This is a genomic window from Actinomyces sp. SKVG-SVH-4(1) (genome assembly GCF_048514265.1).
Classification (GTDB): domain Bacteria; phylum Actinomycetota; class Actinomycetes; order Actinomycetales; family Actinomycetaceae; genus Actinomyces; species Actinomyces oris.
In genome coordinates, this window is the sequence record NZ_JBGEVE010000002.1 from 91,736 (window position 1) to 114,963 (window position 23,228).

The 23,228-nt window shown below is 68.5% G+C and carries 16 protein-coding genes; 9 read left to right on the plus strand and 7 right to left on the minus strand.

Features of this window, described 5'->3' with window-relative positions; genetic code table 11:
- Positions 1-51: 51 nt before the first annotated feature.
- From AB7V09_RS02370 to AB7V09_RS02385, 4 genes are all read right to left on the minus strand, one after another.
- On the minus strand, positions 52-2,658 hold the full coding sequence (locus tag AB7V09_RS02370) for a DEAD/DEAH box helicase (protein WP_419142820.1): 2,607 nt from the start codon (positions 2,656-2,658) through the stop codon (positions 52-54).
- A 305-nt stretch (positions 2,659-2,963) separates the two neighbouring features.
- Positions 2,964-3,845 carry an ABC transporter ATP-binding protein gene (locus tag AB7V09_RS02375; RefSeq protein WP_009405974.1) on the minus strand — a complete coding sequence of 294 codons (882 nt, stop codon included), beginning with the start codon at positions 3,843-3,845 and terminating at the stop codon, positions 2,964-2,966.
- 4 nt (positions 3,846-3,849) lie between these two features.
- A complete protein-coding gene (locus AB7V09_RS02380; RefSeq protein ID WP_009747434.1) occupies positions 3,850-4,926 on the minus strand; it encodes an ABC transporter permease in 1,077 nt (358 codons plus the stop codon).
- 6 nt (positions 4,927-4,932) lie between these two features.
- A complete protein-coding gene (locus AB7V09_RS02385) occupies positions 4,933-6,123 on the minus strand; it encodes an ABC transporter substrate-binding protein (RefSeq protein WP_009406218.1) in 1,191 nt (396 codons plus the stop codon).
- A 727-nt stretch (positions 6,124-6,850) separates the two neighbouring features.
- On the opposite strand from AB7V09_RS02385, the gene AB7V09_RS02390 reads away from it, so the two are divergent.
- The 4 genes from AB7V09_RS02390 (at position 6,851) to aspS (ending at position 13,791) form a co-directional block, all read left to right on the plus strand.
- Positions 6,851-8,110, plus strand: coding sequence for an enterochelin esterase domain-containing protein (locus AB7V09_RS02390; protein WP_419142821.1), 1,260 nt, complete (start codon positions 6,851-6,853; stop codon positions 8,108-8,110).
- Between the two features lie 408 nt (positions 8,111-8,518).
- Positions 8,519-11,017, plus strand: coding sequence for a hypothetical protein (locus tag AB7V09_RS02395; RefSeq protein ID WP_419142822.1), 2,499 nt, complete (start codon positions 8,519-8,521; stop codon positions 11,015-11,017).
- Positions 11,018-11,195: 178 nt separating this feature from the next.
- Positions 11,196-11,885 carry a DNA-directed RNA polymerase II gene (locus tag AB7V09_RS02400; protein WP_175284673.1) on the plus strand — a complete coding sequence of 230 codons (690 nt, stop codon included), beginning with the start codon at positions 11,196-11,198 and terminating at the stop codon, positions 11,883-11,885.
- 106 nt (positions 11,886-11,991) lie between these two features.
- Positions 11,992-13,791, plus strand: coding sequence for an aspartate--tRNA ligase (aspS, locus tag AB7V09_RS02405; protein ID WP_419142823.1), 1,800 nt, complete (start codon positions 11,992-11,994; stop codon positions 13,789-13,791).
- Positions 13,792-13,901: 110 nt separating this feature from the next.
- Here aspS and AB7V09_RS02410 read toward each other — a convergent pair whose 3' ends face one another.
- The 3 genes from AB7V09_RS02410 to AB7V09_RS02420 form a co-directional block, all read right to left on the minus strand.
- Positions 13,902-15,458, minus strand: coding sequence for a serine/threonine-protein kinase (locus AB7V09_RS02410; RefSeq protein WP_050798015.1), 1,557 nt, complete (start codon positions 15,456-15,458; stop codon positions 13,902-13,904).
- A gap of 221 nt (positions 15,459-15,679) precedes the next feature.
- Positions 15,680-16,003, minus strand: a complete 324-nt coding sequence (locus AB7V09_RS02415) for a hypothetical protein (RefSeq protein WP_009405546.1) — start codon at positions 16,001-16,003, stop codon at positions 15,680-15,682.
- On the minus strand, positions 15,987-16,316 hold the full coding sequence (locus AB7V09_RS02420; protein WP_004564836.1) for an ArsR/SmtB family transcription factor: 330 nt from the start codon (positions 16,314-16,316) through the stop codon (positions 15,987-15,989). Before AB7V09_RS02420 ends, AB7V09_RS02415 begins: the two co-directional genes overlap by 17 nt.
- An 84-nt stretch (positions 16,317-16,400) precedes the next feature.
- On the opposite strand from AB7V09_RS02420, the gene AB7V09_RS02425 reads away from it, so the two are divergent.
- The 5 genes from AB7V09_RS02425 to alaS all read left to right on the plus strand — a co-directional run bounded on the left by AB7V09_RS02425 (position 16,401) and on the right by alaS (position 23,211).
- Positions 16,401-17,174, plus strand: coding sequence for a glycerophosphoryl diester phosphodiesterase (locus AB7V09_RS02425; RefSeq protein WP_043537658.1), 774 nt, complete (start codon positions 16,401-16,403; stop codon positions 17,172-17,174).
- Positions 17,175-17,231: 57 nt separating this feature from the next.
- On the plus strand, positions 17,232-17,849 hold the full coding sequence (locus AB7V09_RS02430) for an L-threonylcarbamoyladenylate synthase (RefSeq protein WP_419142824.1): 618 nt from the start codon (positions 17,232-17,234) through the stop codon (positions 17,847-17,849).
- A gap of 129 nt (positions 17,850-17,978) precedes the next feature.
- Complete coding sequence (locus tag AB7V09_RS02435) at positions 17,979-19,382, plus strand: replication-associated recombination protein A (RefSeq protein WP_009406229.1); 1,404 nt, start codon at positions 17,979-17,981, stop codon at positions 19,380-19,382.
- Positions 19,383-19,638: 256 nt separating this feature from the next.
- Complete coding sequence (gene rpsD, locus AB7V09_RS02440; RefSeq protein ID WP_009747225.1) at positions 19,639-20,262, plus strand: 30S ribosomal protein S4; 624 nt, start codon at positions 19,639-19,641, stop codon at positions 20,260-20,262.
- A gap of 237 nt (positions 20,263-20,499) precedes the next feature.
- Positions 20,500-23,211 carry an alanine--tRNA ligase gene (gene alaS, locus AB7V09_RS02445; protein ID WP_278699131.1) on the plus strand — a complete coding sequence of 904 codons (2,712 nt, stop codon included), beginning with the start codon at positions 20,500-20,502 and terminating at the stop codon, positions 23,209-23,211.
- Positions 23,212-23,228: the final 17 nt, after the last annotated feature.

Sequence of the window (23,228 nt, forward strand, 5' to 3'; positions counted from 1 at the left end):
GGCGGCAACACATGTTGCCGCCCCCAACCGCATCAGAGGAGTCCTCGGGACTCAGCGCTCGCCGCGCCCTCCACGGAAGCCGCCCCGGTGGCCGCCGAAGCGGTTCTGGTTGCGCTCGCCGTAGCCACGGCGCTCGCCCCGGTGCCCGTCGCGGTCGTAGCCGCGGCCACCCCGGTCCTCGCGCCGGCCACGGAAGCCGTCCCGATCGCCACGGCGCTCATCCCACCGACGGTTGTCACGGCGCTCCCCGCGCTCCGAGCGGTCGTAGCCGCCCCTGCCGCCGCGCCCATCACGGTCCTTCCAACCGCGCTCGCCGTCCTCACGGCGGGGACGGAAACCGCGTTCTGACCGCTCGCCGCGGTCGCTGCGGTCGCTGCGGTCGCCACGGTCCTTGCGGTCCTCCCAGTCACGCCGCTTAGGACGCCGCTCGGCGCCGTTGGGGCCGGACCAGCCGTGCCCCGGACCCTCGTCGGGACGGATTCGCAGCTCGCGGCCGGCAAAGGTCGCCCGCCCCATGACGCTCAGCTGCTCAGGGCTGAGGTCGGCGTAGATCGTGACCAGGGAGAAGGACTGGAGGATGTCGATCTTGCCGATGTCGGAGCCCTCGATACCGCCCTCGTTGGCCAGCGCGCCCACGATCGCTCCGGGCAGGACCCGGTCGCGGTGCCCGACCTCCACGCGGTAGACGGTCCCGGGGCCCTCGTGCTCGCGGCGCCCGGAACGCGTGGCCGAGCGGCGTCCCTCGCCGCGGTCTCCTCGCTCTGCGCGACGGCCCTTCTCCCGGCCGCCTTCGAAGGAGGCCGACAGGAAGGTCCCCTCGGAGTCCAGGTTCTCCTCCCGGCGGGCGCGCTGCGGGCGCTCACCGCCCCGGTCCTCGCGCCTGCGCGGTCCCTCGTCTCCCACGGCCAGGGCCAGCAGCGTGGCCGCCAGTTCCTCGACGTCGATGTCCAGCTCCTGGGCGGAGTCGGCGACCAGCGGCAGGTACATGTCCAGACGGCCGCGCTCGTGGCGGGCGGCTGCCTTGGACAGGAGCTTGCGGGCGCGGTGCTCGGAGACGTCCGCGGGGGAGGGCAGGGTGATCTCCTCCAGACGGCTTCCGGTGAGGCGCTCGATCTGGCGGAGCTTGCCCTTCTCCTTGGGGGTCAGGAAGGTGACGGCCTCGCCGTGGCGGCCGGCGCGGCCCGTGCGACCGATACGGTGCACGTAGGCCTCGGCCTCGCGGGGCACGTCGAAGTTGACCACCAGGCCGATGCGGTCCACGTCCAGGCCTCGGGCGGCGACGTCCGTGGCCACCAGCACGTCGAGGGTGCCGGCGCGCAGCCGCTCCACCAGGCGCTCGCGCTCACGCTGAGGCACGTCACCGGAGATCGCGGCGGCCTGGATGCCCCGGCCCGCCAGCTCGATGGCGACGTCCTCGGCCGTGGACTTGGTCCGTACGAAGACGATGGCGGCCTCAGCGTCGGTGACGGCCAGGACCCGGGAGACGGCGCCGATCTTGTGACGGAAGGGAACCACCGCGTAGGTCTGGTGGACGGTGGCGACAGTGGAGGCCGGCCTGGAGACCTCGACCTGAACGGGCTCGTGAAGGTGCTGGCGCGCCACGGCCTGGATGGCCGGCGGCATCGTCGCGGAGAACAGGGCGGTGCGCCGATCGGCGGGAAGAGACTCCGCAATCGTCTCCACGTCCTCGGCGAAGCCCATCCGCAGCATCTCGTCGGCCTCGTCCAGGACGAAGTAGCGCACGTCGTCGAGCTGGAGCGCGCCCTTGTCAATGAGGTCGATGACGCGGCCGGGAGTGCCGACGACGACCTGGGCGCCGCCCTTGAGCGCGCCGATCTGGGGGCCGTAGGGGGCGCCACCGTAGACGGCCACCACCTCCAGTCCGCGGGAGCGGGCGGCCATGTCGGTAATGGCCTCGGCGCTCTGGAGCGCGAGCTCGCGGGTGGGGGCCAGAACGAGCGCCTGAACGACGTTGTCACGCGAGTCGACGGCGTCGAGCAGCGGAAGCCCGAAGGCCGCCGTCTTGCCGGTTCCGGTCTGGGCGACGCCGACGACGTCGCGGCCGGCCAGCAGAACCGGGATCGCCTCCTTCTGGATGGCGGTGGGGGTCACGAAGCCCATGTCGGTGACGGCCTTGAGCAGGTCACCGGGAAGACCCAGGTCGGCGAAGGTGATCTCCTCATCCTCGTGAGCGGTCCTCACCTCGCTCTTGTCCCGGTCGCGCGGCGAGGCGGCGCGCTCGACATCGCGCTGGTGGCTGTCGGAGTCGGCATCGGTGTCGATGAAGGGGGTGTGGCCGTCAACCTCGTCCTCATCAATGTCGACGCCGTCGTCCTCATCGGAGTCGTCGATCCCGTCCTCCGGGTCGGCCTCGGGGAGGTCTCGGTCGATGTCGTCCGCCTCCTCCTCGTGGTCGACGTCCTCCGGGTCCTCAGGGGAATCAGAGGAGGCGGGAGTGGCGAAGTCCTCGGGGGAGGAGGTGGTGCCGTCGCGGTGGTGCGGCGCGGCGACAGTGCTCTCCTCATCGTTCTTGGTCGGGCCGGTCTGCTCGCCGCCGGAGAGCTCGGCGGAGAAGAGCGCATCGAGGCTGAGGGGGCCGTTGCCGTCCTGGCTCTGAGCGTCGGAGGCGCCAGGCGCAGTGCTGCTGGAGTGAGTCATGAAGTTATCCCATATCTGTCCCCATGAAGATGGTGGGGACCGCGGCGGAGTGTGGGGGAGGACCTTTTGTCCTCCGCTCTTTGCCGTACCTGGCCCACCACACTCGCCCCGCACCCGGACTGGCCGGGTGACTCATGGGCTAACACGCACAGACTCACGGGATACTCGTGCCGCACACCGGGTGCGGCAGGACCCGAACGGGGTCATCAGGGCACGGATCGCTCCTGCGACCAGGCTACGGGAGAATCAGCGGAACTCCGCGCTCCACGGGCTGGATCACAGGTGAGGTCGGTCTCGTGGCCCGTTCACCGCCCCAGCAGGCCGAGGATCTTCCGACGCAGCTCGCGGACCTCGTCACTCGACTCGTCGTGCTCGGGCACCTCGATGTCGGCGACGATGCGAGCGGGGCGCTCTGACAGGACGACCACTCGGTTGGACAGGCGCAGGGCCTCGTCCACGTCGTGGGTGACCAGGACGGCGGTGAAGCGTTGGGACTCCCACAGCTTGAGGATCTCGTCCTGGAGCTGGAGGCGTGTCAGGGCGTCGAGCTTGCCCAGGGGCTCGTCCAGGAGAAAGAGCCGGGGCCGGTTGACCAGGGCTCGGGCCAGTGAGGCCCGTTGAGCCATACCGCCTGAAAGCGTGGCGGGGTAGGAATCGGCGAAGTCCCGCAGCCCCACGATCTGCAGGGCCGCCTCCACCCGGCGTCGGTCGCGCTCCACCCGGCCTCTTGCCTCAGGGCCCAGGGCGACATTGTCCCGCACGGTCCTCCACGGCAGGAGCGTGGCGTCCTGGAACGCGAGCGCGCGCAGAGGCGAGGGGCCGGTCACCTGCGTGGAGTCGACGGTGACGCTGCCCTCGACGGGCTGCTCCAATCCGGCCAGCAGTCTCAGGATCGTGGACTTCCCGCAGCCGGACGGCCCCACGAGTGAGACGAACTCCCCGGGTGCCACCGTCAGGTCGATGTCATTGAGGACGGCAAGCTGATCCGGCTTGGCAGCCTCAGCCTCGTAGCGAGCCCTCGCAGCGGGGGAGAACCGGCGCAGCAGCAGATGGAGCCACCCGTGCTCCAGGTCATGGGACAACGGGTAGCTGTGGGAGACACCAGCGAGATCGACCTGTGCGCCGCGGGGGACGGACGGAGTCGAGACCTGCGGCGCGGTAGTAGCCGCCGACGAATCAGCAGACATCGGTTCACCACCTCACAAGGTTCTGCTGCCATGCCAGCAGCGAGGAGCGGATCTTGAACAGCAGGACCATGAGCGTGCGGCAGAAGGTCACCAGAATGATGAGGCCCACGTACATCCGGGGGTAGTCCGCCCAGCCCTTGACCCAGTTGATGTACCAGGCCAGGCCCTTGTCGACGCCGGTCAGCTCGGCGGTCATGAGAGCGGCGAGCGAGGTTCCCAGTCCCGTGAACAGGCCGGTGAGCATGTCTGGTAGCGCGGAGGGCACGGCCACTCGTCTGATGAGGAAGAACTCGTCGGCTCCCAGCGTGCGGGCCATGTCGATGTAGTCGCGGCGCACGGAGCGAACTCCCGCCCGAGTCATGGTCGCCATGGGGAACCAGGCGCCGAAGCCGACGATGAAGGCTGCCGAGGTGTACGTCGTCGGAAGCAGCAGCAGCGCCAGCGGAAGCAGAGAGGCCGCGGGAACTGGGCCGATGGTCTGAAGGAGCGGATGGAGCCAGTAGTCGGCGCGCCTCGACCAGCCCATGAGCAGGCCGGTGAAGAACCCCAGCACCGATCCGGCCGTGTACCCGATGATGAAGAGCAGCGCCGAGGCACCCAGGCAGCTGAGCAGCAGCCTCCAGTCTCCGAGGAAGGAGGCAATGAGTACTTCTGGGGCGGCGAAGTACGGGGGCGTGAGCAGTCCGAGCTTGGATGTTGTCAGCTGCCAGACGATGAACCATGCGCCGGCGGCGTTGATCCAGGGCAGGAAGTGCGTCAGAGACCTCGCTGCCGAAGAGGCCGGTCGGACCCGTGCGGTGAGTGTCCACGCGATCAGGGCGGTCAGCCATGCCCCGGCAAGGACTGCGACTGGAGTGGTTGACTCCTTGCGGAGAAGGTCGGCTTCCGGCAGGGCGATGAGGAGGACCAGGTAGGCCGACCACAACAACAGCGCCGTCGTGCTCACAAGCGCGCCTGCGCTGGAACGGCGATCGCTTGGTGCGCTCTGCCTGGCTGTGGAGGAGGGCGGTCGTGGATGCCCATCGTCGACGGGCTTGGAGGACGCGGTCGATGCGGTCGCGGGAGTCACTTCAGTGGGCATCGTCACTCAGTCCTTGATGCCGAGGTCGGCGACGACGGTGTCGGTCAGCTTCCGGGCGGAGACGTCGGATGCGATGAAGCCGGTCCCCTTGAACTTCTCGATGCCGGGCTCGATCGCGGCCCGGAACCTGGAGGCCGAGGCCTTGAACCCGTATGTCTTGAGCACCCGGACGACGACGTCCTGGTCGGCGGCGACGTAGTCGTTGTCAACCTCGATCTTCGCGATCTCCTCGATGTGGCCCGGTACGTAGGCCGAGCCCTTCAACCAGGCCTCGGTCAGAGCCTTCGCCTCCTTGGGCTGTCGGCGTACGAAGTCTCCGTTGAGCGCTACCGAGCAGCAGAACTCCTCAGCGTCGTTGTTGGCCAGCTCACGGGCCGTCCCGTTGAAGACGGGAAGCAGTGGTCCGGGGTCGGAGCCCATGATGGCGTCCACCTGACCGTCAGTCAGTGCGGTCCCCAAGGAGTCCGCATCGACTGTGCGCCACGTGATGTCGCCTCCGTCCGGCTTGACGTTGATGCCGGCCTCGGACAGCCCGATCGCGAAGTAGGCGAAGGCGGATGACGACAGTGACGGCACGCCGATGGTGGTGCCTTTCAGGTCAGCCAGCTTCTGATACGGAGAGTCCTTGCGCACCACCAGGCGCAGGCAGCCGGCGTGTAGCCCCGCGGTGAGCCTGGCGTTGAGGCCGTTGTAGATCGGCTCCAGCCAGGAGAAGAAGATTCCCGGAGCGCCAATGTACTTACCGGCGCCCACGCCGTCCTTGGTGTCCTCGGTCTGCTGGGTGCGCGCCAGCGTGACCTTCAGTCCCGCGTCGTCGAAGAAACCCCGGTGGTACGCGGCGTACAGTGGTGCGGCGCAGATGTCGCCGCCAATCACCAGGGGGAGTGCCTCGTGGGCTCCGATGACACCCTGGTTGGTGCGCCGAATCGTCAGGTACGCACCGGTACCGACCGCGGCAGTGGCTGCGAGTCCCCCAATCGTGAGTAGCGTGCGCCGTGACGGTTTGCCGCGATGCGACTGATCCGTCTCATTGGCGTCGGGATCATCGATGTCGTCATCGGCTGCCAGAATCGCGGCGGCGTTCTCAGCCGTGACCTCCTGAGTCTCCACGACCTCGGCCTCCGATGGGACGGAGGACAAGGAGTCGGAGGACTGGGACGGATCGGAGGAAGAAGAGGACGACGAGGACGTGGACATGGTTTCTCCTGTAGTGGTGGGAACGGGCCTCGATGCGCATGACGCAGCAGCGTCCCGGTGAAAATGGTGGAGGAGGAGCACAAGAAGCCGAGCGGAGCAAGCCGAGTAAGTGCGGACACAGCCTCAGGCCATCAGAGCGTGTGAAAGGGCGTCTCCGTACTCTGGCGAGCGGAAAAAACGCGGCACGGGAGCCCACGACGTCATGGCCGGTTGTCGTTCTCGGCCGGCGTCAACGCTGCTTTGAGGCGTCGTCACGCTCCCCGGGCAGGTTCAACGCCGGGGGAGGGGACGGAATCAACAGGCTCGACAACAACACATCTGCGCACCACACATGACCGCGAGCGCCTGTGCGCCAGGAGCGGTTGTGGCCGTAAGAACGATGTGCGTCATGACGACTACCCTATGCCACCCTCCCCGGAACAATGCAAGCCTGCCATGCGTCCCATGATGCGAGCCTCCCATCGCCGGATCACTGTGGAACCGATACGTGGAACCGATACTGAGTGGCTGTAGAGTCGGCGACGTGAGTGGGGGGTGTGGCGATCAACCGCCTGTGCCGAAGGCACGGTGGAGACAGCTGGTCGCGACTCCTGTGGCCCAGGACGGCGGCCCGCTTCGCATCACCCCGGCATGGTGGCCTCCGGTTCCCGACGATTCAGCCTTGGCCGCTGCCGCGGTGCACGGCACTCCCGTCCTGGGGGAGGGACGCATCATCAACGGGGTTGAGATGGTGGAGGCGAGCTTCTTGTGGCGCGATGACCACCGGCACGGCGCCAGCCCCAGTGTGCTCATCCATCTCAATACCCTGACCGACAATCATCGCGCTCACATCGCGCCGGCACTGGCCGCCCGGGTTCCTGGGACCGGCTGGTGGGCGCTTCACATCCTGCTGCCGCGGGATGCGCTCTTGAGCTACCGGATCGTCGTGACTCACGACGCCCTGCCTGACGATGCCGGGACCCGACGCGAGTGCTGGAAGCGCGTTCATGCACTGGGACGGCCCGATCCCCTCAATCCCGAGCGGCTGCATGACGGCTTCGGTCTGGTGTCCTCGCTATGGGCGGGCCCCAAGGCCGTGCTGCACCCGGATTGGATGATCGGCTCGGGCGCTTCGGCAGAGGGGGCGTGGCAGGCGCTGAACCGTCCCCAGGATGAACACGACAGGTACGTCCTCCGGTTCGACCTGGAGAACGAGGTGCTCACAGACTTTGATGAGCCGGGAGACCCCGGACGGCGAGTCACACTGTGGTGCGGGGGCCGTGTCCAGGAGGCCTCCTGCGGGCACAGTGAGCGGGGTCTGCTGATCCTGCTCGACGGAAACATCTGGCGTGGTAACCATGCCGTCGATCACCTGGCCCCCAGATCCCGCCAATGGGATGTGCTGCTCATCGACTCCGGCAGCCTGGCCATGCGCTCACGCGACCTGGGGGATCCGCGACGCAGCAGAGAACTGCTCCGTAGGTGTCTGCAGGCGGCACATCGGGCCGTCTGCGGGCGAGGCTGCAGGATTGCTGTGTCCTCTGAGGATGGTGGTGGTTGCCTATGGCGCCCGGATCGGATCGTGGTGGCTGGGCAGTCTTTGGGAGGGGTTGCTGCGGCCGACCTGGTTCTGCGTCATCCCGAGCTGGCTACTCGTGCCATTGTCCAGTCCGGCTCCTTCTGGCTCGGCTCTCAGCGCCGAGGCGAGGGTGAGGGAGAGCTGCTGCGCTGGTTGCGTCACCGCTCCGAGGCTCGGAGCCTGCAGCGCCCGAGAAGCGACCAGCATCCTCATGATGGCCATGGGCTGGGGGCGCGACTGGTGGTCCAGTGCGGGGTCCATGAAGACGGCCTGCGTCAGGGGGCTCGCACCGTCTCAGAGCTTCTTGGGGTCGAAGGAGCGCTGCTCGAGTATCGCGAGGAGCGTGGCGGGCACGATTACGCCTGGTGGCGTCATGCCTTGTCGTGGGGGCTTGACGCTCATGAGCAGGACCTGGGGTTCTGCTCATGAGCCTCCTGAGGTGCTCCGCGTGCGGCTGCCGCCAGCTCGGGGCGCACTGCCGGGGCGGATCTACTGCGCAAATAAAACCGTGATGCAAAAGAAATCTTGGCAACAAAGGGGTTACGTATCCCAATTTATCGTTACCATTGCTCGAGTTTCCTCAAGTCTCCCGGTTCTGAATGGTCTCAACCCGACCGATTGACGGGTTACCGCTGTGTATACTTAACCCGGAATCGACAACGCGGACGATGTTTTCGGGTGATAGCGGATTCTTAGAAGGGAGGCGTCCGTCTATCATCGTTCGCGAAAGGCAGTCGCGCCTGCTTCGTGGTGCGTCCTTTCCTCGTGCATCTCGGTTGTCAACCGTGTGCTGTACGAGTAAGTCCATCTGCCCCTGCCCATGAACGAGACCACGTCATGCAATACGCTCAGCGGCTGCTTGCCGCCCTCCCTTCCGTCAGGAGCGGCCTGCGCGCGATTCTTGCTGTTCTGACAGCCTTCGGCATTGTTCTGGCCACCGCCGGTGTTGCCGCCATGCCCCTTTTGAATGCAGGCAATGCTGTTGAGGACTATGAGAGCGGTTCGGCCTGCCACCCCGCGGCCAGAATGGTCTACCCCGAGGGCCAGTCGGCGCCCGAGTACGTGGTGCCGGTCTATGAGACCGGGTTCGGCGTGGGGGTCGAGTCGATCCTGTCGGGCTGGTGCAGTACCGCTGGGGAGGTCCTGGAGGACCCCACCATCACGCTCAACGTCGTCGAGGGCAAGACCGTCACTCCCTACCTGCTTCCCGGCATCAAGGCCGAGCTTGAGCGTCCGGCTCCCGCCAACGGCGAGCAGGATGTGTTCATCCCGACTGACTACCTCGTCAAGGGCGTGCGTCAGGCCACCGGAGACAAAGGCTGGGAGGTCGGCACGAAGGTCTTCAGCCTCACCTACACCAGTGGAACGGTGAGTGCGACCACGGGCCTGTTCTCCTTCGTCAAGCAGGACCCGGATGTCATCAACCCTCCGGCTCCCGAGCCGTCGCCGGAGCCGACTCCCGAACCCTCTGCGGAGCCCACCGCGGAGCCGACGCCGGAGCCTACCGCGGAGCCGACTCCCGAACCCTCTGCGGAGCCGAGTGCTGCACCCGGTCCGGTGCCAACTGCTGAACCGACGACCGCACCTACTGCGGAACCGGCTCCTCATGCCTCGAATGAGCCGTCGCCGGCGCCCTCGGCGTCTCCCACGCCGGTACCTACACCGACGCCTTCACCGAGTCCCTCCGCGGCACCCAGCCCGTCGGCAGCCCCCTCACCGTCTCCTTCTGCGGCGCCCAGTCCGACGGCCAGTCCTTCCGCGGCTGCTTCACCCAGCGCATCGCCCTCGCCTTCCAAGTCGCCCGAGCCGGCTGCCTCTGCCCAGCCGAGCGCGACCGCTAAGACGTGCCAGGTCAAGCCCGCCGTCCAGGTGCTCGGTTCCGATGGCTCGGATCTCCAGGGGACAGAGCCCTCCTACGACCCGGATACTGCAGTCAGGGTGCGGGGTACGGGCTGGTGCTCGCAGGGGACGATGCTCGACGGCGAGAAGCCGGTCGAGATCAAGGTCGCGGCCTACGGCGGGTACGTGGTTCCGGGAACGCTCTCGGTTCCCGTCACCTTCCGTCACGGGGCCTTCGACGCCCAGCTCAACCTGTCGGCCCTCTACACCGGGGGGAAGGTCGACAAGGGGCGCTACTACCTGCAGCTCTCGCCCATCGATTCCGGACTGACGGCCGCGACCAACATCTTCGCCCTCAACAAGGCCGTCGCCCCGCAGCCCACGCCGGAGCCGTCCCCCGCGCCGAGCCCGGCTCCTACTGCGACCGCGGAGCCCTCGGCCACTGCGGAGCCCACCAGCGAACCCGCACCGGAGCCGACTGGTTCACCCAACAGCCCTGCTCCCACGCCCTCGGCTGCTCCGTCGTCGGAGCCCTCCGCCTCGCCGGCACCTTCAGCCCACCCCTCCGAGACGGCGTCCCCGGCTCCTGCACCTCAGACCACCGAATCCGACCAGAACGCTCCGAAGCCGAACCCGGATGACAGTGGGCGCCCCGGAACGGACAACGCCGCGGGCAACCACCCAGGTGGCAACCCCGGCGGCACGGGCTCCGGCTCGGGCGCTGGTTCAGGTGCGGGCGCGGACACAGGCGCAGGCAGCCAGGCCGACTCCTCCGCGCCGCAGGCCCCCGATGCCGGATCGGACTCCCGTTCGACCTCGCAGGACGGCTCCGCCCAACAACCGGCCAACGCTGGGGCGGCGCCCGCCCCGAACGCCGGTGGCTCAGGAGGCGAACGCGTCCATGCCTCGGAAGACTCCGCGGCCTCGGCGCAGGCCTCGCCTGAGGCTGACGCGAGCTCACAGCGCACCGTCCGTCCGGACCGGAGCCCGGTGGCCCCGGTGACCAGCGCGGCCCACCTGAGCGCGGACAACGCCGGCTCCCTGTCCGGCTCCCGCCAGGGCAACATCGTCAACCTCGTCCTGCCCAAGTCCAAGGCGCAGGCGGGCGAGTGGGTCTCGGTGTTCGTCTTCCCCGGCGCCACCACGAAGGGATGGGTGCAGGTTGATGATGCCAACAGCGTCTCCATCGATATCTCAACATTCGACTCCGGCTCCTACGAGCTGGCGGTGGCCGATCGCGACAACAGCCTCCTGGGATGGGCGAAGCTGGAGATCTCCTCTGCGTCCTTCGATCCTCGCAACCCGGCACAGGCTCAGCTGCTGACCTTCCCGGACACCGCGGCTGCGCCCACCAAGGGCCTGAGTGCCAACGACATGCTCCTGGGGAGCGCCGGAGGGCTGCTGGTCGTCGGAGCCGTGAGCCTGCTGGTCGCCGCGTTCTCCGGGATGCCACTGCGCGCACCACGGACCACCCTGCGGCTTCCGCGCAGGCGCTGAGACGGTGTAGTAGGAGAGCGTCAATGACATCGTCAAGGAGCCGGAGCACGCGGCCGTGGAAAGGAGGTGTGAGCAGATGATCCGGATATTCCGGATGACTGAGCGCGTACGGCGTGAGCGGCGTCCCGTGCCGAGTCGACATCGGAGTGCCTTGAGGCGCCTTCAGGGGGCACCTCGGATGCTGGTCATCGTCTGCTCCGTGCTCCTGGCCTCCCTGGTGGCGGTGGTCTCCACGAGCCCCGTCGCCAGCGCGGACACCAAAACCGGTCCCTCCACTACAGGAACCGCCTCAACAGTCAGCCCCTCGACGGTCGCTGTCGGAGGAACGATCATGTACACGCTGTCGGGATTCCCCAGCGGCGTGACGGTCCAGGTCCTCATCGACGACGGTGCCCTGGTCGCCTCGCGCCCCGGGGAGTCCGAGGTGGTCACCACGATCACCGTCAAGAAGGACGGCACTGCCGCAGGCTCCTTCGAGCTGCCCGAGTACGTCGAGCAGGGCAACCACTGGCTGCGATTCCGGGTCTTCGGGGCCCAGGGGGAGAGCGGCCAGGAGGGCAACGCGGCGGACTACACCAACAAGAGCCCCTACTTCACGGTATCGGGTGTCACGGTCATAGGCGGGTCCGCCCCTCCCACCGTTCCGCCGGCTCCCACCCCACCGCCCCGTCAAGTCGCGGCCTCGGGCCGGGCCAACGGCACCGCCGCCGGCATTCAAGCCGCGGGGCCAGGTGGCGAGTCGGCCGGTTTCCCAATCATCGGTGCCTTCGTCCTCGGGCTCAGCGTGATCCTGGTGGTGCTGTCGGTGCTCGTGGCGATCAACCGTCGCAGGATGGCTGCCTATCAACGTCGTCGGGCCATGGCCTGAGGGCTGAGACCCGAGCTCCTTGTAAACTGCCGCCGGCGCCCACCCGTCTCGTGGTGCGCCCCGACGGGCACCGGCTCAGTGCCCCACACGGAAGGAACTCAGCACCGTGCTGCGAACCCGAAACGCAGGCTCTCTGCGCGCCTCAGACATCGGCCAGGTCGTCACCCTCACCGGATGGGTGGATCGACGTCGTGACCACGGAGGCGTGGCCTTCATCGACTTGCGGGACGCCTCGGGGATCGCCCAGGTCGTCATCCGCGAGGAGATCGCCCACGACTTGCGCGCCGAGTACGTCTTGGCCGTCACCGGGGAGGTGAGCGCCAGGCCCGAGGGCAACGCCAACCCGAACCTGCCCACCGGCGAGATCGAGGTCGTCGTCTCCGACGTCGAGATTCTCAACGCCTCCGCGCCGCTGCCCTTCCAGGTCTCCGACCACGCCGAGGACGCCGGACAGGTCGGCGAGGAGGCGCGTCTGCGCTACCGCTACCTCGACCTGCGGCGCAGCGCCATGCAGCACGCCATCCGCCTGCGGGCCAAGGTCAGCCAGGCCGCCCGCAGAGTCCTGGACTCCCATGACTTCGTGGAGATCGAGACCCCCACCCTGACCCGCTCCACCCCGGAGGGCGCCCGCGACTTCCTGGTCCCGGCTCGACTGGCACCGGGCTCCTGGTACGCCCTGCCGCAGAGCCCGCAGCTGTTCAAGCAGCTCCTCATGGTGGCCGGCATGGAGCGCTACTACCAGATCGCCCGCTGCTACCGCGATGAGGACTTCCGCGCCGACCGCCAGCCCGAGTTCACCCAGCTCGACGTGGAGATGAGCTTCGTCGAGCAGGACGACGTCATCGCCGTCGCCGAGGACGTGCTGCGTGAGGTGTGGGCGCTCATCGACTACGAGCTGCCCACGCCCATCGCCCGCATGACCTACCACGACGCCATGGAGAGGTACGGCTCGGACAAGCCCGACCTGCGCTTCGGCTGCGAGCTGGTGGACCTGACCGACTACTTCAAGGACACCACCTTCCGGGTCTTCCAGAACCCCTACGTGGGCGCGGTCGTCATGCCCGGAGGGGCCTCCCAGTCCCGCCGCACCTTCGACGCCTGGCAGGAGTGGGCCAAGCAGCGCGGCGCCAAGGGCCTGGCCTACGTCACCGTCGCCGAGGACGGGACCCTCGGCGGACCCGTCGCCAAGAACATCACCGACGCCGAGCGCGAGGGCCTGGCCCAGGCCGCCGGCGCCGCGCCCGGCGACTGCATCTTCTTCGCCGCCGGGCCCGTGGACTCCTCGCGCGCCCTGCTGGGCGCTGCCCGTCTGGAGATCGGCAAGCGCTGCGGCCTCATCGACGACGACGAGTGGTCCTTCGTGTGGGTCGTGGACGCCCCCCTGTTCAAGCCCTCCGCCGAGGCCAAGGCCGACGGCGACGTGGCCCTGGGCAAGTCCGCCTGGACCGCGGTCCACCACGCCTTCACCTCACCCAAGCCCGAGTGCCTGGAGACCTTCGACACCGACCCGGGAAGCGCCCTGGCCTACGCCTACGACATCGTCTGCAACGGCAACGAGATCGGAGGCGGCTCCATCCGTATCCACCGCAGCGACGTCCAGGAGCGCGTCTTCAACGTCATGGGGATCGGCGAGCAGGAGGCCCAGGAGAAGTTCGGCTTCCTGCTGGATGCCTTCAAGTTCGGTGCTCCGCCGCACGGCGGCATCGCCTTCGGCTGGGACCGCATCGTCTCCCTGCTGACCCGGGCCGACTCCATCCGCGACGTCATCGCCTTCCCCAAGTCCGGTGGTGGCTTCGACCCACTGACCGAGGCGCCCGCCCCGATCACGCCCGAGCAGCGCAAGGAGGCCGGGGTTGACGCCGAGCCCGACACGGCCGATAAGCCTGAGGTAGCGAACAAGGCCTGAGAGCCCACAGGGCCCACGGCAAACCGAGATGGTCGACGGGTGCGTGTCAGAACGAATGATCTGGCGCGCACCCGTCGATGCCTTGAAACATCGATACTGGCTCGGCAGCTCTACAACCGGCCCAGGACGCAGGCGAAACCCCGACTGCCCGCGGCCCACTCCTCATCATTGGGACCGAGCGTGTTGATCGTGTAGCTGGTGGACAGGTCGAGTCCGTAGCGCTGCGCGTAGGCGCTGGTGCAGGCGGCCTCGACCTGAGGGTCATTCGCCATGGCCTCGGTGGCGCTGGAAGCGGTCGTGGCCGGATCGAAGGTTCCGCCGGCGAAGACGATCCAGTCGGCCTGGGAGCAGTCGACCTGGCTGACGCTCGTGCCGCCCACGACCGAGGTCGTCCGGCTCAGACAGGTCCCCAGAGGCCACGGCATGTCGTCGGAGTAGGGGATGCCCTGGGCGTTGACCTGCACGGGAGTCGGGGCGGCTGTCGGGGAGGGCGAGGCCTTCCGGGAGCCGGGCACGGTCGCCCGTACCGTGGCCGAGGGGCGGCTGCCGGCGCCCTGCTCCGCTCGGGCCCCGGCATGTAGCACGGGCGAGGCAGAGGCCCCCTGGGCCGCCCGGTTCGCTGACGGCACCGAGTCGATGAGCCTGACGGCGCCCAGCACAGCGGCGGAGATGACGACGCCCGCTGTCACCCCCAGTGCCAGGAGCATCAGTGCCCTGCTCGAGCGGCGCGATCCGGCTGTGGGCGTCGAGATCACCGCAGGCAGGGGGTGGGAATCCCGTAGCGCCGAGTGAGGGGTGCTGAACGCGCCGTTCGAGAGCCCGCCGGCCCGAGTCAGTGCCTCAGTCAGCTCATTGCCGTCGCGGTACCGCTGAGCGGGGTCGGGGTGCAGCGCCCGGTCGAGCAGCGGGCGTAACGCCTCGGGGATGCGCGCGTCGGAGGTGTCGATGGGCACCGACAGGTGGTTGATGATCTCCGGCAGGCTCTGGGGTGCGCCGTCGGCTGTGCGTCGAGGACCGCGTCCGGTCAGGAGCGCGAAGAGAACGGCCCCCATCGACCACACGTCGCCCCTGGGTGAGGGCGCGGCCAGGGTGAAGGCCTCCGGGGGAGCGAAGTCCGGCGTCATCGTCTCCAGGGTGACGGAGGAATCGATGCCCTCGCGCTGGACGGCGGCCAGGCCGAAGTCGCTCAAACGCGGGCTTCCATAAGCGTCAATGAGGATATTTCCGGGCTTGATGTCGCGGTGGAGAACCCCGGCGTCGTGAGCGGCGCCCAGGGCGGAGCACACGGCCGTGACGATGCTGACGGCCTGAGCGGCGCTGATCTCGCCGCGCTGCAGGACCTGGGCCAAGGAGCCCCCGTCACAGCGTTCCATGACCAGGTAGGGGCGCCCGTCGGGAAGCACTCCGGAGTCGATCAGCGAGACCGCGTTCGGGTGCCCGCTGATCCGGCTGGCGGCCGCCATCTCCCGCATGAAACGTCGGCGGTTGCGCTCGTCGTGCAGCGGCCTGGAGTCGATCTTGACAGCCACTGGGCGCCCCAACGAGACCTGCTCCCCGGCGTAGACGGTGGCGAATCCTCCCTGACCCAGCACCTGTCCCAGACGGACACCGGGCACAGGCGGTGCAACGTGCCCAGAAGCACCGGAAACAGGGAGGGGACTGCTCATGGGCACATGATCGTTGCGCGTGCGCATCGGTGCAAACCCGCCATTCCCTGAGCCTCATCGTCCAGGGGCCTCCCACTGACCGTCTGCTCCGGGTGCCGTCGGCTACAGCGTTGCCGCAAACCGTGAGGGCCTCCTGCCGACATACGTCATTCGGCAAAAGGCCCTCACAGGGGCGCACCTCCTGAAGGCGGAGCCCGTCCAGGGGTGACTGACTGAGTCGCTCAGGCGGCGTGCGTGCAGGTCGGGCAGGTGCAGTCCTCGCAGGTGCACGAGGAGCAGGAGTCCGAGCAGTGCTCGCACGAGCAGGTGTTGTGGTTGCAGGTGGGGCAGGTGCAGTCCTCGCACTCGCACACGGCGCAGGGGTCCGAGCAGTGCTCGCACGAGCAGGTGTCGCACTCGTCGTAGTGGCCGTTGTCCTCGTGGTGGGCGTGGCCGTTGTGAATGTAGTCCACGTGGTCTCCGTGGATGACGGCCAGGTGCCCGCAGTCGGGGCCGTGGGTGTGCTGGTGGGCCTCAGCGGGGCGGTGCTCAGTGGTGGCAGTCATGATCGTGCTCCTTCGTGTGCTCGAGGGTGTCGATGAAGATGGATGCGACATGGTCGTCAATGAGGGAGTAGCTCTGGCGCTTGCCGTCGCGGACCGACTCGACCAGGTGGGCGTTGCGCAGGACCCGCAGGTGGTGCGAGACCAGGGGCTGGGAGACGCCGAGGAACGTCACCAGCTCGGTGACGTCAGCCGGTGAGCTGATGAGGCGGTAGACGATGCTCGCCCTCATGGGGTGAGCCAGCGCCTTGAACAGCTGCACCACGGCCGAGTCCTCCCCAAGGGGGGCCTCCGGTGGTGTCGCGACCTTTCGCATACAAGGGATTTTATATCAACTTGCCTTGATGTCAAAGCGTTCTTCCGCGGAGTGCGTTCGTGCGGCTCATGTAGCATTCCGGCCATGTCATCGGTGACCTCAGACAGTGGAGGGTGCGTACGCGGAGACGAGCGCATGATCTTCGGGCACCGGGGCCTGAGCTCGCTCGCCCCGGAGAACACCATGGCCGCTTTCCGTTGTGCAGTGGATCATCAGGTGAAGTGGGTGGAGGCCGACGTCGACGTCATCGCCGACGGAACAGTCATCATCTGCCACGACTCCACCCTGGACCGGACCACGAATCGCACCGGTCGGTACGACGACCTGACTGCGGCCGATCTGGCGGGCATCGACGCCGGAGGCTGGTTCTCCCCTCGGTTTGTGGGTGAGCCGCTGCCCGCCCTGAGCGATCTCATCGACCTCATGAACGACAGTGGTCTCAACGCCAACATCGAGATCAAGCCCAACGAGACCGGCAAGGAGGCGACCTTGCGCCTCATCGATGGCGTCATCACACAGCTCGAGCGCCTGCGCCCCGACGTCAAGGTCATCGTCTCCTCCTTCAGTCACCTCCTGCTCCACCTGTTCAAGCAGCGCGCCCCGGAGGTCCCCGTGGGGTGCCTCTACGAGAGTCGTGCGCTGTCGGGTGACTGGAGGAGCACCCTTGAGATCGTGGGCGCCGACTTCATCCACCCCGAGGACTCCGGCCTGACCCGGCAGCAGGTCCAGGAGTTTCGGGATGCGGGCTACGGCGTCAACATCTGGACCGTCAACTCGCCCAGCCGAGCCGACGAGCTCTTCAGCTGGGGGGCCACCGGCGTCTTCTCCGACGTCGCCCACCAGATCCCTGGCTGCTGACACCCGTCTGTCCCCAGAACGCTATGTGAGAACCATCACCCGGGGTAGGGTGGGGGCATGGCACGTTACATCGAGCTCCACCCCGTCAACCCGCAGGTGCGTCTGGTTGAGAAGGTCGTCGACACGTTGCGCGACGGCGGCCTGGTCGCCTACCCCACCGACTCCGGATACGCCCTGGCCTGTGCGCCGGGCAACAAGGATGGGCTGGACCGGATCCGCACCATCCGCCAGCTCGACGGCAAGCACAACTTCACCTTCGTGTGCGCCGACTTCGCCCAGGTCGGGCCGCTGGCCATCGTGGGCAACAACGCCTTCCGGCTCATCAAGCGGCTTACCCCGGGGCCGTGGACCTTCATCCTCAAGGGCACCAAGGACGTGCCCCGGATGACGCTCAACCCCAAGAAGCACACGCTGGGCGTGCGCATCCCCGACCACGCCATCACCCAGTCCCTCGTCGCCGAGTTCGGCGCTCCCATCCTGTCCTCCACCTTCATCCGCCCCGGCCAGGAGGAGCCCGAGACCAACGGATGGGAGATCCAGGATTCGCTGGGGCACCTCATCGACGTCGTCATCGAGGGGCCCGTAGGACAGGGGGAGTCGACCACCGTCGTCGACCTGACCGACGACGTCCCCGAGGTGCTGCGTGAGGGTGCCGGAGACGTCAGCCTCCTGTGACCGATCTGTGGCCGACTCGGCCATCGCTGAGCTCGTATTGCTTGCCGGGCCCGCCTTCGCGTGAGGCCTTGCAAGTTCCTGGAGATCGTGCATCCGTGGGGCCGGCGTCAGGGGAGATAGGGTCGGTGCATGGACCTGTTCGAGTCGGCCGGCACGGATGACGCCGGGATCCCCGTGGACTCCCACGCGCCGCTGGCGGTGCGGATGCGTCCGCGCACGCTCGATGAACTCCAGGGGCAGGCACACCTGCTCACCCCCGGATCGCCTCTGCGCCGCCTCGTGGAGCCGGCCGAGGCGAGCGGGGGCTCCCATGCTGGTGAACGGGGCGCCGCCGCGCGGCCGTCTAGCTCCTCCCTGTCCTCGGTCATCCTGTGGGGCCCACCCGGAACCGGCAAGACGACGCTGGCCTACCTGGTGGCACGGGGCAGTGGCCGCAGGTTCGTGGAGCTGTCAGCGGTGACGGCCGGCGTCAAGGACGTGCGCGCCGTCGTCTCCGATGCCCGGCGCCGTTTGGCGGCGGGGGAGGAGACGGTGCTGTTCATCGACGAGGTGCACCGATTCTCCCGCTCCCAGCAGGATGCCCTGCTACCGAGCGTGGAGAACCGGTGGGTGACGCTCATCGCGGCCACCACGGAGAACCCGTCCTTCAGCGTTGTTTCACCGCTCCTGTCCCGCTCCCTGCTTCTGACGCTCCAGCCTCTGGGGGCCGATGACATCGGGCGCCTGATCGATCGCGCGCTGGATGACGAGCGGGGCCTGGCCGGCACCGTGGGCATCAGCGAGGAGGCGCGCGAGCAGATCGTGCGCATGGCCGGCTCCGACGCCCGCAAGGCGCTCACCGTGCTGGAGGCCGCCGCCGGCACGGTCCTGGCGCAGACACCTGCTTCCAGCTCGTCGCCCCTCATCGAGGTGGCCGACGTCGAGCGGGCCGCGGACGTGGCAGCGGTGCGTTACGACCGCGCCGGAGACCAGCACTACGACGTCATCAGCGCCTTCATCAAGTCGATGCGCGGCTCGGACCCCGACGCCACGATGCACTACCTGGCGCGCATGATCGCCGCAGGGGAGGACCCCCGCTACATCGCCCGCCGCATCGTCATTCACGCCGCCGAGGACGTGGGCCTCGCCGACCCCACGGTGCTGTCCACCGCCGTTGCCGCCCAGCAGGCGGTCGCCATGATCGGGATGCCGGAGTCCGGGCTCATCCTGGCCGAGGCCGCGCTCGCCGTGGCCACCGCTCCTAAGTCCAACGCGGTCACCGCGGCGCTCAACGAGTCACTGGCCGATGTGCGGGCCGGTAAGGCCGCGGCCGTTCCCGCTCACCTGCGCGACGCCCACTACTCCGGGGCCGAGGGGCTCGGGCACGGCAAGGGCTACCGCTACCCGCATGACTTTCCCCACGCCGTCGTCGGCCAGCAGTACCTGCCCGACGGGCTCGAGGGCAGCCGGTACTACCGGCCCACCGGCAACGGCTTCGAGAAGCAGCTGGCCTCCCGCCTCGAGGCGGTCAGGCGCATCCTCGACGAGCGATAGTGCGTACGCCTTGAGCACCCCATCCGGGCAGAGCTTGAGGACCGTCTCACACCGGGCGGTTCCGACATGGGTTTTCGCCGGTGAGCACGCTAGAGTTCTCGAGTTGTCCACATCGGAAACGGCAGGCGCCTCCCGCAGGTGTCACCGGCCGACGACGATGCGGACCTCCTGGGGTCCCGGCCCGAACCGAGGCTTGACCCCGCGCCGTCGGCTCCCGCCACGGCGTGCGACCATCGATCCGACAGGAATGACACACATGAGCTCTTCACGCTCCCGCCGCCAGGTGCGCCTCTCCCGCGCCCTCGGCATCCCGCTGACCCCCAAGGCCGTGCGCTACTTCGAGCGCCGCCCCTACGGCCCCGGTGAGCACGGCCGCGCCCGCCGCCGCACCGAGTCCGACTACGCCGTCCGCCTCAAGGAGAAGCAGCGCCTGCGCGCCCAGTACGGCATCCGCGAGGCCCAGCTCCAGCGCGTCTTCGAGGAGGCCCGTCGCGGCCAGGGCCTGACCGGTGAGTCCCTCGTCGAGCTGCTCGAGATGCGCCTGGACGCCCTCGTTCTGCGCTCCGGGATCGCCCGCACCATCGCCCAGGCCCGCCAGGACGTGGTCCACCGCCACATCCTCGTCGACGGCAAGGTCGTGGACCGCCCCTCCTACCGCGTCAAGCCCGGCCAGACCATCCAGGTCCGTCCCCGCTCCCAGGTGATGGTGCCCTTCCAGGTCGCCGCCGCCGGTGCGCACCGCGACGTGCTGCCCCCCGTCCCGGAGTACCTCAACGTGGACCTCGAGAAGCTCTCGGCCACGCTGGTGCGCCGTCCCAAGCGCGACGAGGTCCCCGTGACCTGTGACGTCCAGATGGTCGTCGAGTACTACTCGCGCTGACCCTCACGCCCACCTGACGCCGGGGCGCCCCGGACCCATGAGAGGTTCGGGGCGCCCCGGCGTGGGAGTACGCTCACCATGGAGCAACTCGACCGGCTCCGCGTCCGCAGGCGACTGATTCCACCGTCTCCGCCGAGTACCTGGCCGGCCGGTCGGCCACACCACACCGTCCACCCGCCCAGCACCAGGCCCAAGAGCCGCAGTGCCCGGGCACACCTCGAACAGGATGAGGACCCCATGCGCACATCCGAGATCCGCAGCCGCTGGCTGGACTACTTCGCCGCGAACGAGCACGAGATCCGGCCCTCGGTCTCCCTGGTGTCTCCCGAGCCCTCCATCCTGTTCACCGTGGCCGGCATGGTGCCCTTCATCCCCTACATCCTGGGTACCGAGGAGGCCCCCTGGCCCCGGGCCGCCTCGGTGCAGAAGTGCATCCGCACCAATGACATCGACAACGTCGGTATCACGACGCGCCACGGCACCTTCTTCCAGATGAACGGCAACTTCTCCTTCGGTGACTACTTCAAGGAGGGGGCCATCTCCTACGCCTGGGGCCTGCTGACAGGCAGCCGCGAGGAGGGCGGCTACGGTCTGGACGGGGACCGGCTGTGGATGACGATCTGGGAGGAGGACCAGGTCTCCCTCGACTACTGGACCCGTGAGATCGGGGTGCCCGCAGAGCGGATCCAGCTCCTTCCCTTCAAGGACATCTCCTGGTCCACGGGCCAGCCCGGCCCTGCCGGTTCCTGCTGCGAGATCCACTACGACCGCGGCCCCGCCTACGGGCCCGACGGCGGTCCCGCCGTCGACACCCAGGGTGACCGCTTCCTGGAGATCTGGAACCTCGTCTTCGACGAGTTCCTGCGCGGAGAGGGCAAGGGCCACGACTTCGAGCTCCTGGGCAAGCTCGACCAGACGGCCATCGATACCGGTGCCGGTCTGGAGCGCCTGGCCTTCATCATGCAGGACAAGCCCAACATGTACGAGATCGACGAGGTCTTCCCCGTCATCAAGGCCGCCGAGGAGTTGTCCGGAAAGGTCTACGGCCGCGGCTCGGCCGGCCCCGAGGCGGGCGAGGCCTACCACGATGACGTGCGCATGCGGGTCGTCGCCGACCACGTGCGCTCGGCCCTCATGCTCATCTCCGACGGCGTGCGTCCCGGCAACGACGGCCGCGGCTACGTCCTGCGCCGCCTCATCCGCAGGGCGGTGCGCTCCATGCGCCTGCTCGGCGTCGACGAGGCCGCCATGCCCACGCTGCTGACCGTCTCGAAGGACGCCATGAAGTCCTCCTACCCCGAGCTGGAGACCGGCTGGAGCACCATCTCCGAGGTGGCCTACGGCGAGGAGGACGCCTTCCGTCGCACCCTGGCCGCCGGCACCACGATCCTGGACACCGCGGTGGCCTCGGCCAAGAAGGAGGCGGGCCGCTCCGGGCGTCCGCTGGTGTCGGGCAAGAGCGCCTTCGAGCTGCACGACACCTACGGCTTCCCCATCGACCTGACCCTCGAGATGGCGGCCGAGCAGGGGGTCGATGTCGATGAGAGCGCCTTCCGCAGCCTCATGAACGAGCAGAAGGAGCGTGCCCGGGCCGACGCGCGCGCCAAGAAGACCGGACACGCCGACATCCGCGTCTTCCGCGAGCTGGAGAAGGAGATGGGCGGCGGCTCGACCTTCCTGGGCTACACCGAGTCCTCCGCCGATGCCACCGTCGCCGGGATCCTCGTTGACGGCGTCCCGCAGAGCGTCGTCACCGCCCCGGCCGAGGTCGAGGTCGTCCTGGACCGGACTCCGTTCTGGGCCGAGATGGGCGGCCAGCTCGCCGACCAGGGCACGATCCGGCTGGCCGACGGCGGCACCGTCGAGGTCGACGACGTCCAGGCCCCCGTCAAGGGGCTGCACGTCCACCGCGGCACCCTGACCGAGGGCACGATCGCGGTGGGGGAGAAGGCCTTCGCCCAGATCGACTCGGCGCGCCGCCTGGCGATCGCCCGAGCCCACACCTCCACCCACATGGTGCACAAGGCGCTCCACGAGATCGTCTCCGACAACGCCACCCAGGCCGGCAGCGAGAACTCGCCCTCCCGCATGCGCTTCGACTTCCGCCACGGCTCAGCCCTGGCCTCGGACCAGATCTCCGGCATCGAGGAGCGGGTCAACAACAGGCTCTCGGAGGACCTGGCCGTCACCGACGAGGTCATGGACATCGACGCCGCCCGCGCCGCAGGCGCCATGGCCCTGTTCGGGGAGAAGTACGGCAAGCAGGTGCGGGTCGTCTCCATCGGGGGTGACTGGTCCAAGGAGCTGTGCGCCGGCACTCACGTCCCCAGCACCGGCCACATCGGCCGCATCGCGGTGCTGGGCGAGTCCTCGATCGGTTCGGGCGTGCGCCGCATCGACGCCCTCGTCGGTGAGGGCGCCTACGGCTACCAGGCCAAGGAGCACGCGCTGGTCTCCCAGCTCTCAACCATGGTCGGGGGCCGCCCCGAGGACCTGCCCGAGCGCGTCGAGAGCCTCATGACGCGCCTGAAGGACGCCGAGAAGCGCCTGGCCGCGGCCGAGCAGGCGGCGCTGTCGGCGCGCACGGCCGGCATCGTCTCCGACGCCGTCCGGCTGGGCGAGGTCCGTCTTGCCTCAGCCGACCTCGGGACCGTCGGCTCGGCCGATGCCGTACGCTCGCTGGTCCTCGACACCCGCAGCCGACTCGGTGACGCCGAGCCCGCCGTCGTCGCCGTCGGCGCAGTCGTCGGCTCGCGTCCGGTCGTGGTGGTGGCCACCAATGCCGGTGCCCGTGACCAGGGCATCCGTGCCGGTGCCCTGGTGCGTACCGCCGCCCAGGTTCTGGGCGGCGGAGGCGGCGGCAAGGACGACCTGGCCCAGGGCGGTGGTCAGAACCCCCAGGCTCTCGACGAGGCGCTGCGCGCCGTGGCCGAGCAGATCCAGGCCTGATCCGGGGAACCGGATCG

What these genes read in the sequence shown, in the direction of transcription:
- AB7V09_RS02395 (WP_419142822.1), top strand. Translation starts at nt 8,519, where the DNA reads ATGCAATACGCTCAGCGGCTGCTTGCCGCCCTCCCTTCCGTCAGGAGC.
- AB7V09_RS02370 (WP_419142820.1), bottom strand. Translation starts at nt 2,658, where the DNA reads ATGACTCACTCCAGCAGCACTGCGCCTGGCGCCTCCGACGCTCAGAGC.
- AB7V09_RS02435 (WP_009406229.1), top strand. Translation starts at nt 17,979, where the DNA reads ATGGACCTGTTCGAGTCGGCCGGCACGGATGACGCCGGGATCCCCGTG.
- rpsD (WP_009747225.1), top strand. Translation starts at nt 19,639, where the DNA reads ATGAGCTCTTCACGCTCCCGCCGCCAGGTGCGCCTCTCCCGCGCCCTC.
- AB7V09_RS02400 (WP_175284673.1), top strand. Translation starts at nt 11,196, where the DNA reads ATGCTGGTCATCGTCTGCTCCGTGCTCCTGGCCTCCCTGGTGGCGGTG.
- AB7V09_RS02430 (WP_419142824.1), top strand. Translation starts at nt 17,232, where the DNA reads ATGGCACGTTACATCGAGCTCCACCCCGTCAACCCGCAGGTGCGTCTG.
- AB7V09_RS02385 (WP_009406218.1), bottom strand. Translation starts at nt 6,123, where the DNA reads ATGTCCACGTCCTCGTCGTCCTCTTCTTCCTCCGATCCGTCCCAGTCC.
- AB7V09_RS02415 (WP_009405546.1), bottom strand. Translation starts at nt 16,003, where the DNA reads ATGACTGCCACCACTGAGCACCGCCCCGCTGAGGCCCACCAGCACACC.
- AB7V09_RS02410 (WP_050798015.1), bottom strand. Translation starts at nt 15,458, where the DNA reads ATGAGCAGTCCCCTCCCTGTTTCCGGTGCTTCTGGGCACGTTGCACCG.
- AB7V09_RS02425 (WP_043537658.1), top strand. Translation starts at nt 16,401, where the DNA reads ATGTCATCGGTGACCTCAGACAGTGGAGGGTGCGTACGCGGAGACGAG.
- alaS (WP_278699131.1), top strand. Translation starts at nt 20,500, where the DNA reads ATGCGCACATCCGAGATCCGCAGCCGCTGGCTGGACTACTTCGCCGCG.
- AB7V09_RS02420 (WP_004564836.1), bottom strand. Translation starts at nt 16,316, where the DNA reads ATGCGAAAGGTCGCGACACCACCGGAGGCCCCCCTTGGGGAGGACTCG.
- AB7V09_RS02380 (WP_009747434.1), bottom strand. Translation starts at nt 4,926, where the DNA reads ATGCCCACTGAAGTGACTCCCGCGACCGCATCGACCGCGTCCTCCAAG.
- AB7V09_RS02390 (WP_419142821.1), top strand. Translation starts at nt 6,851, where the DNA reads ATGGTGGAGGCGAGCTTCTTGTGGCGCGATGACCACCGGCACGGCGCC.
- AB7V09_RS02375 (WP_009405974.1), bottom strand. Translation starts at nt 3,845, where the DNA reads ATGTCTGCTGATTCGTCGGCGGCTACTACCGCGCCGCAGGTCTCGACT.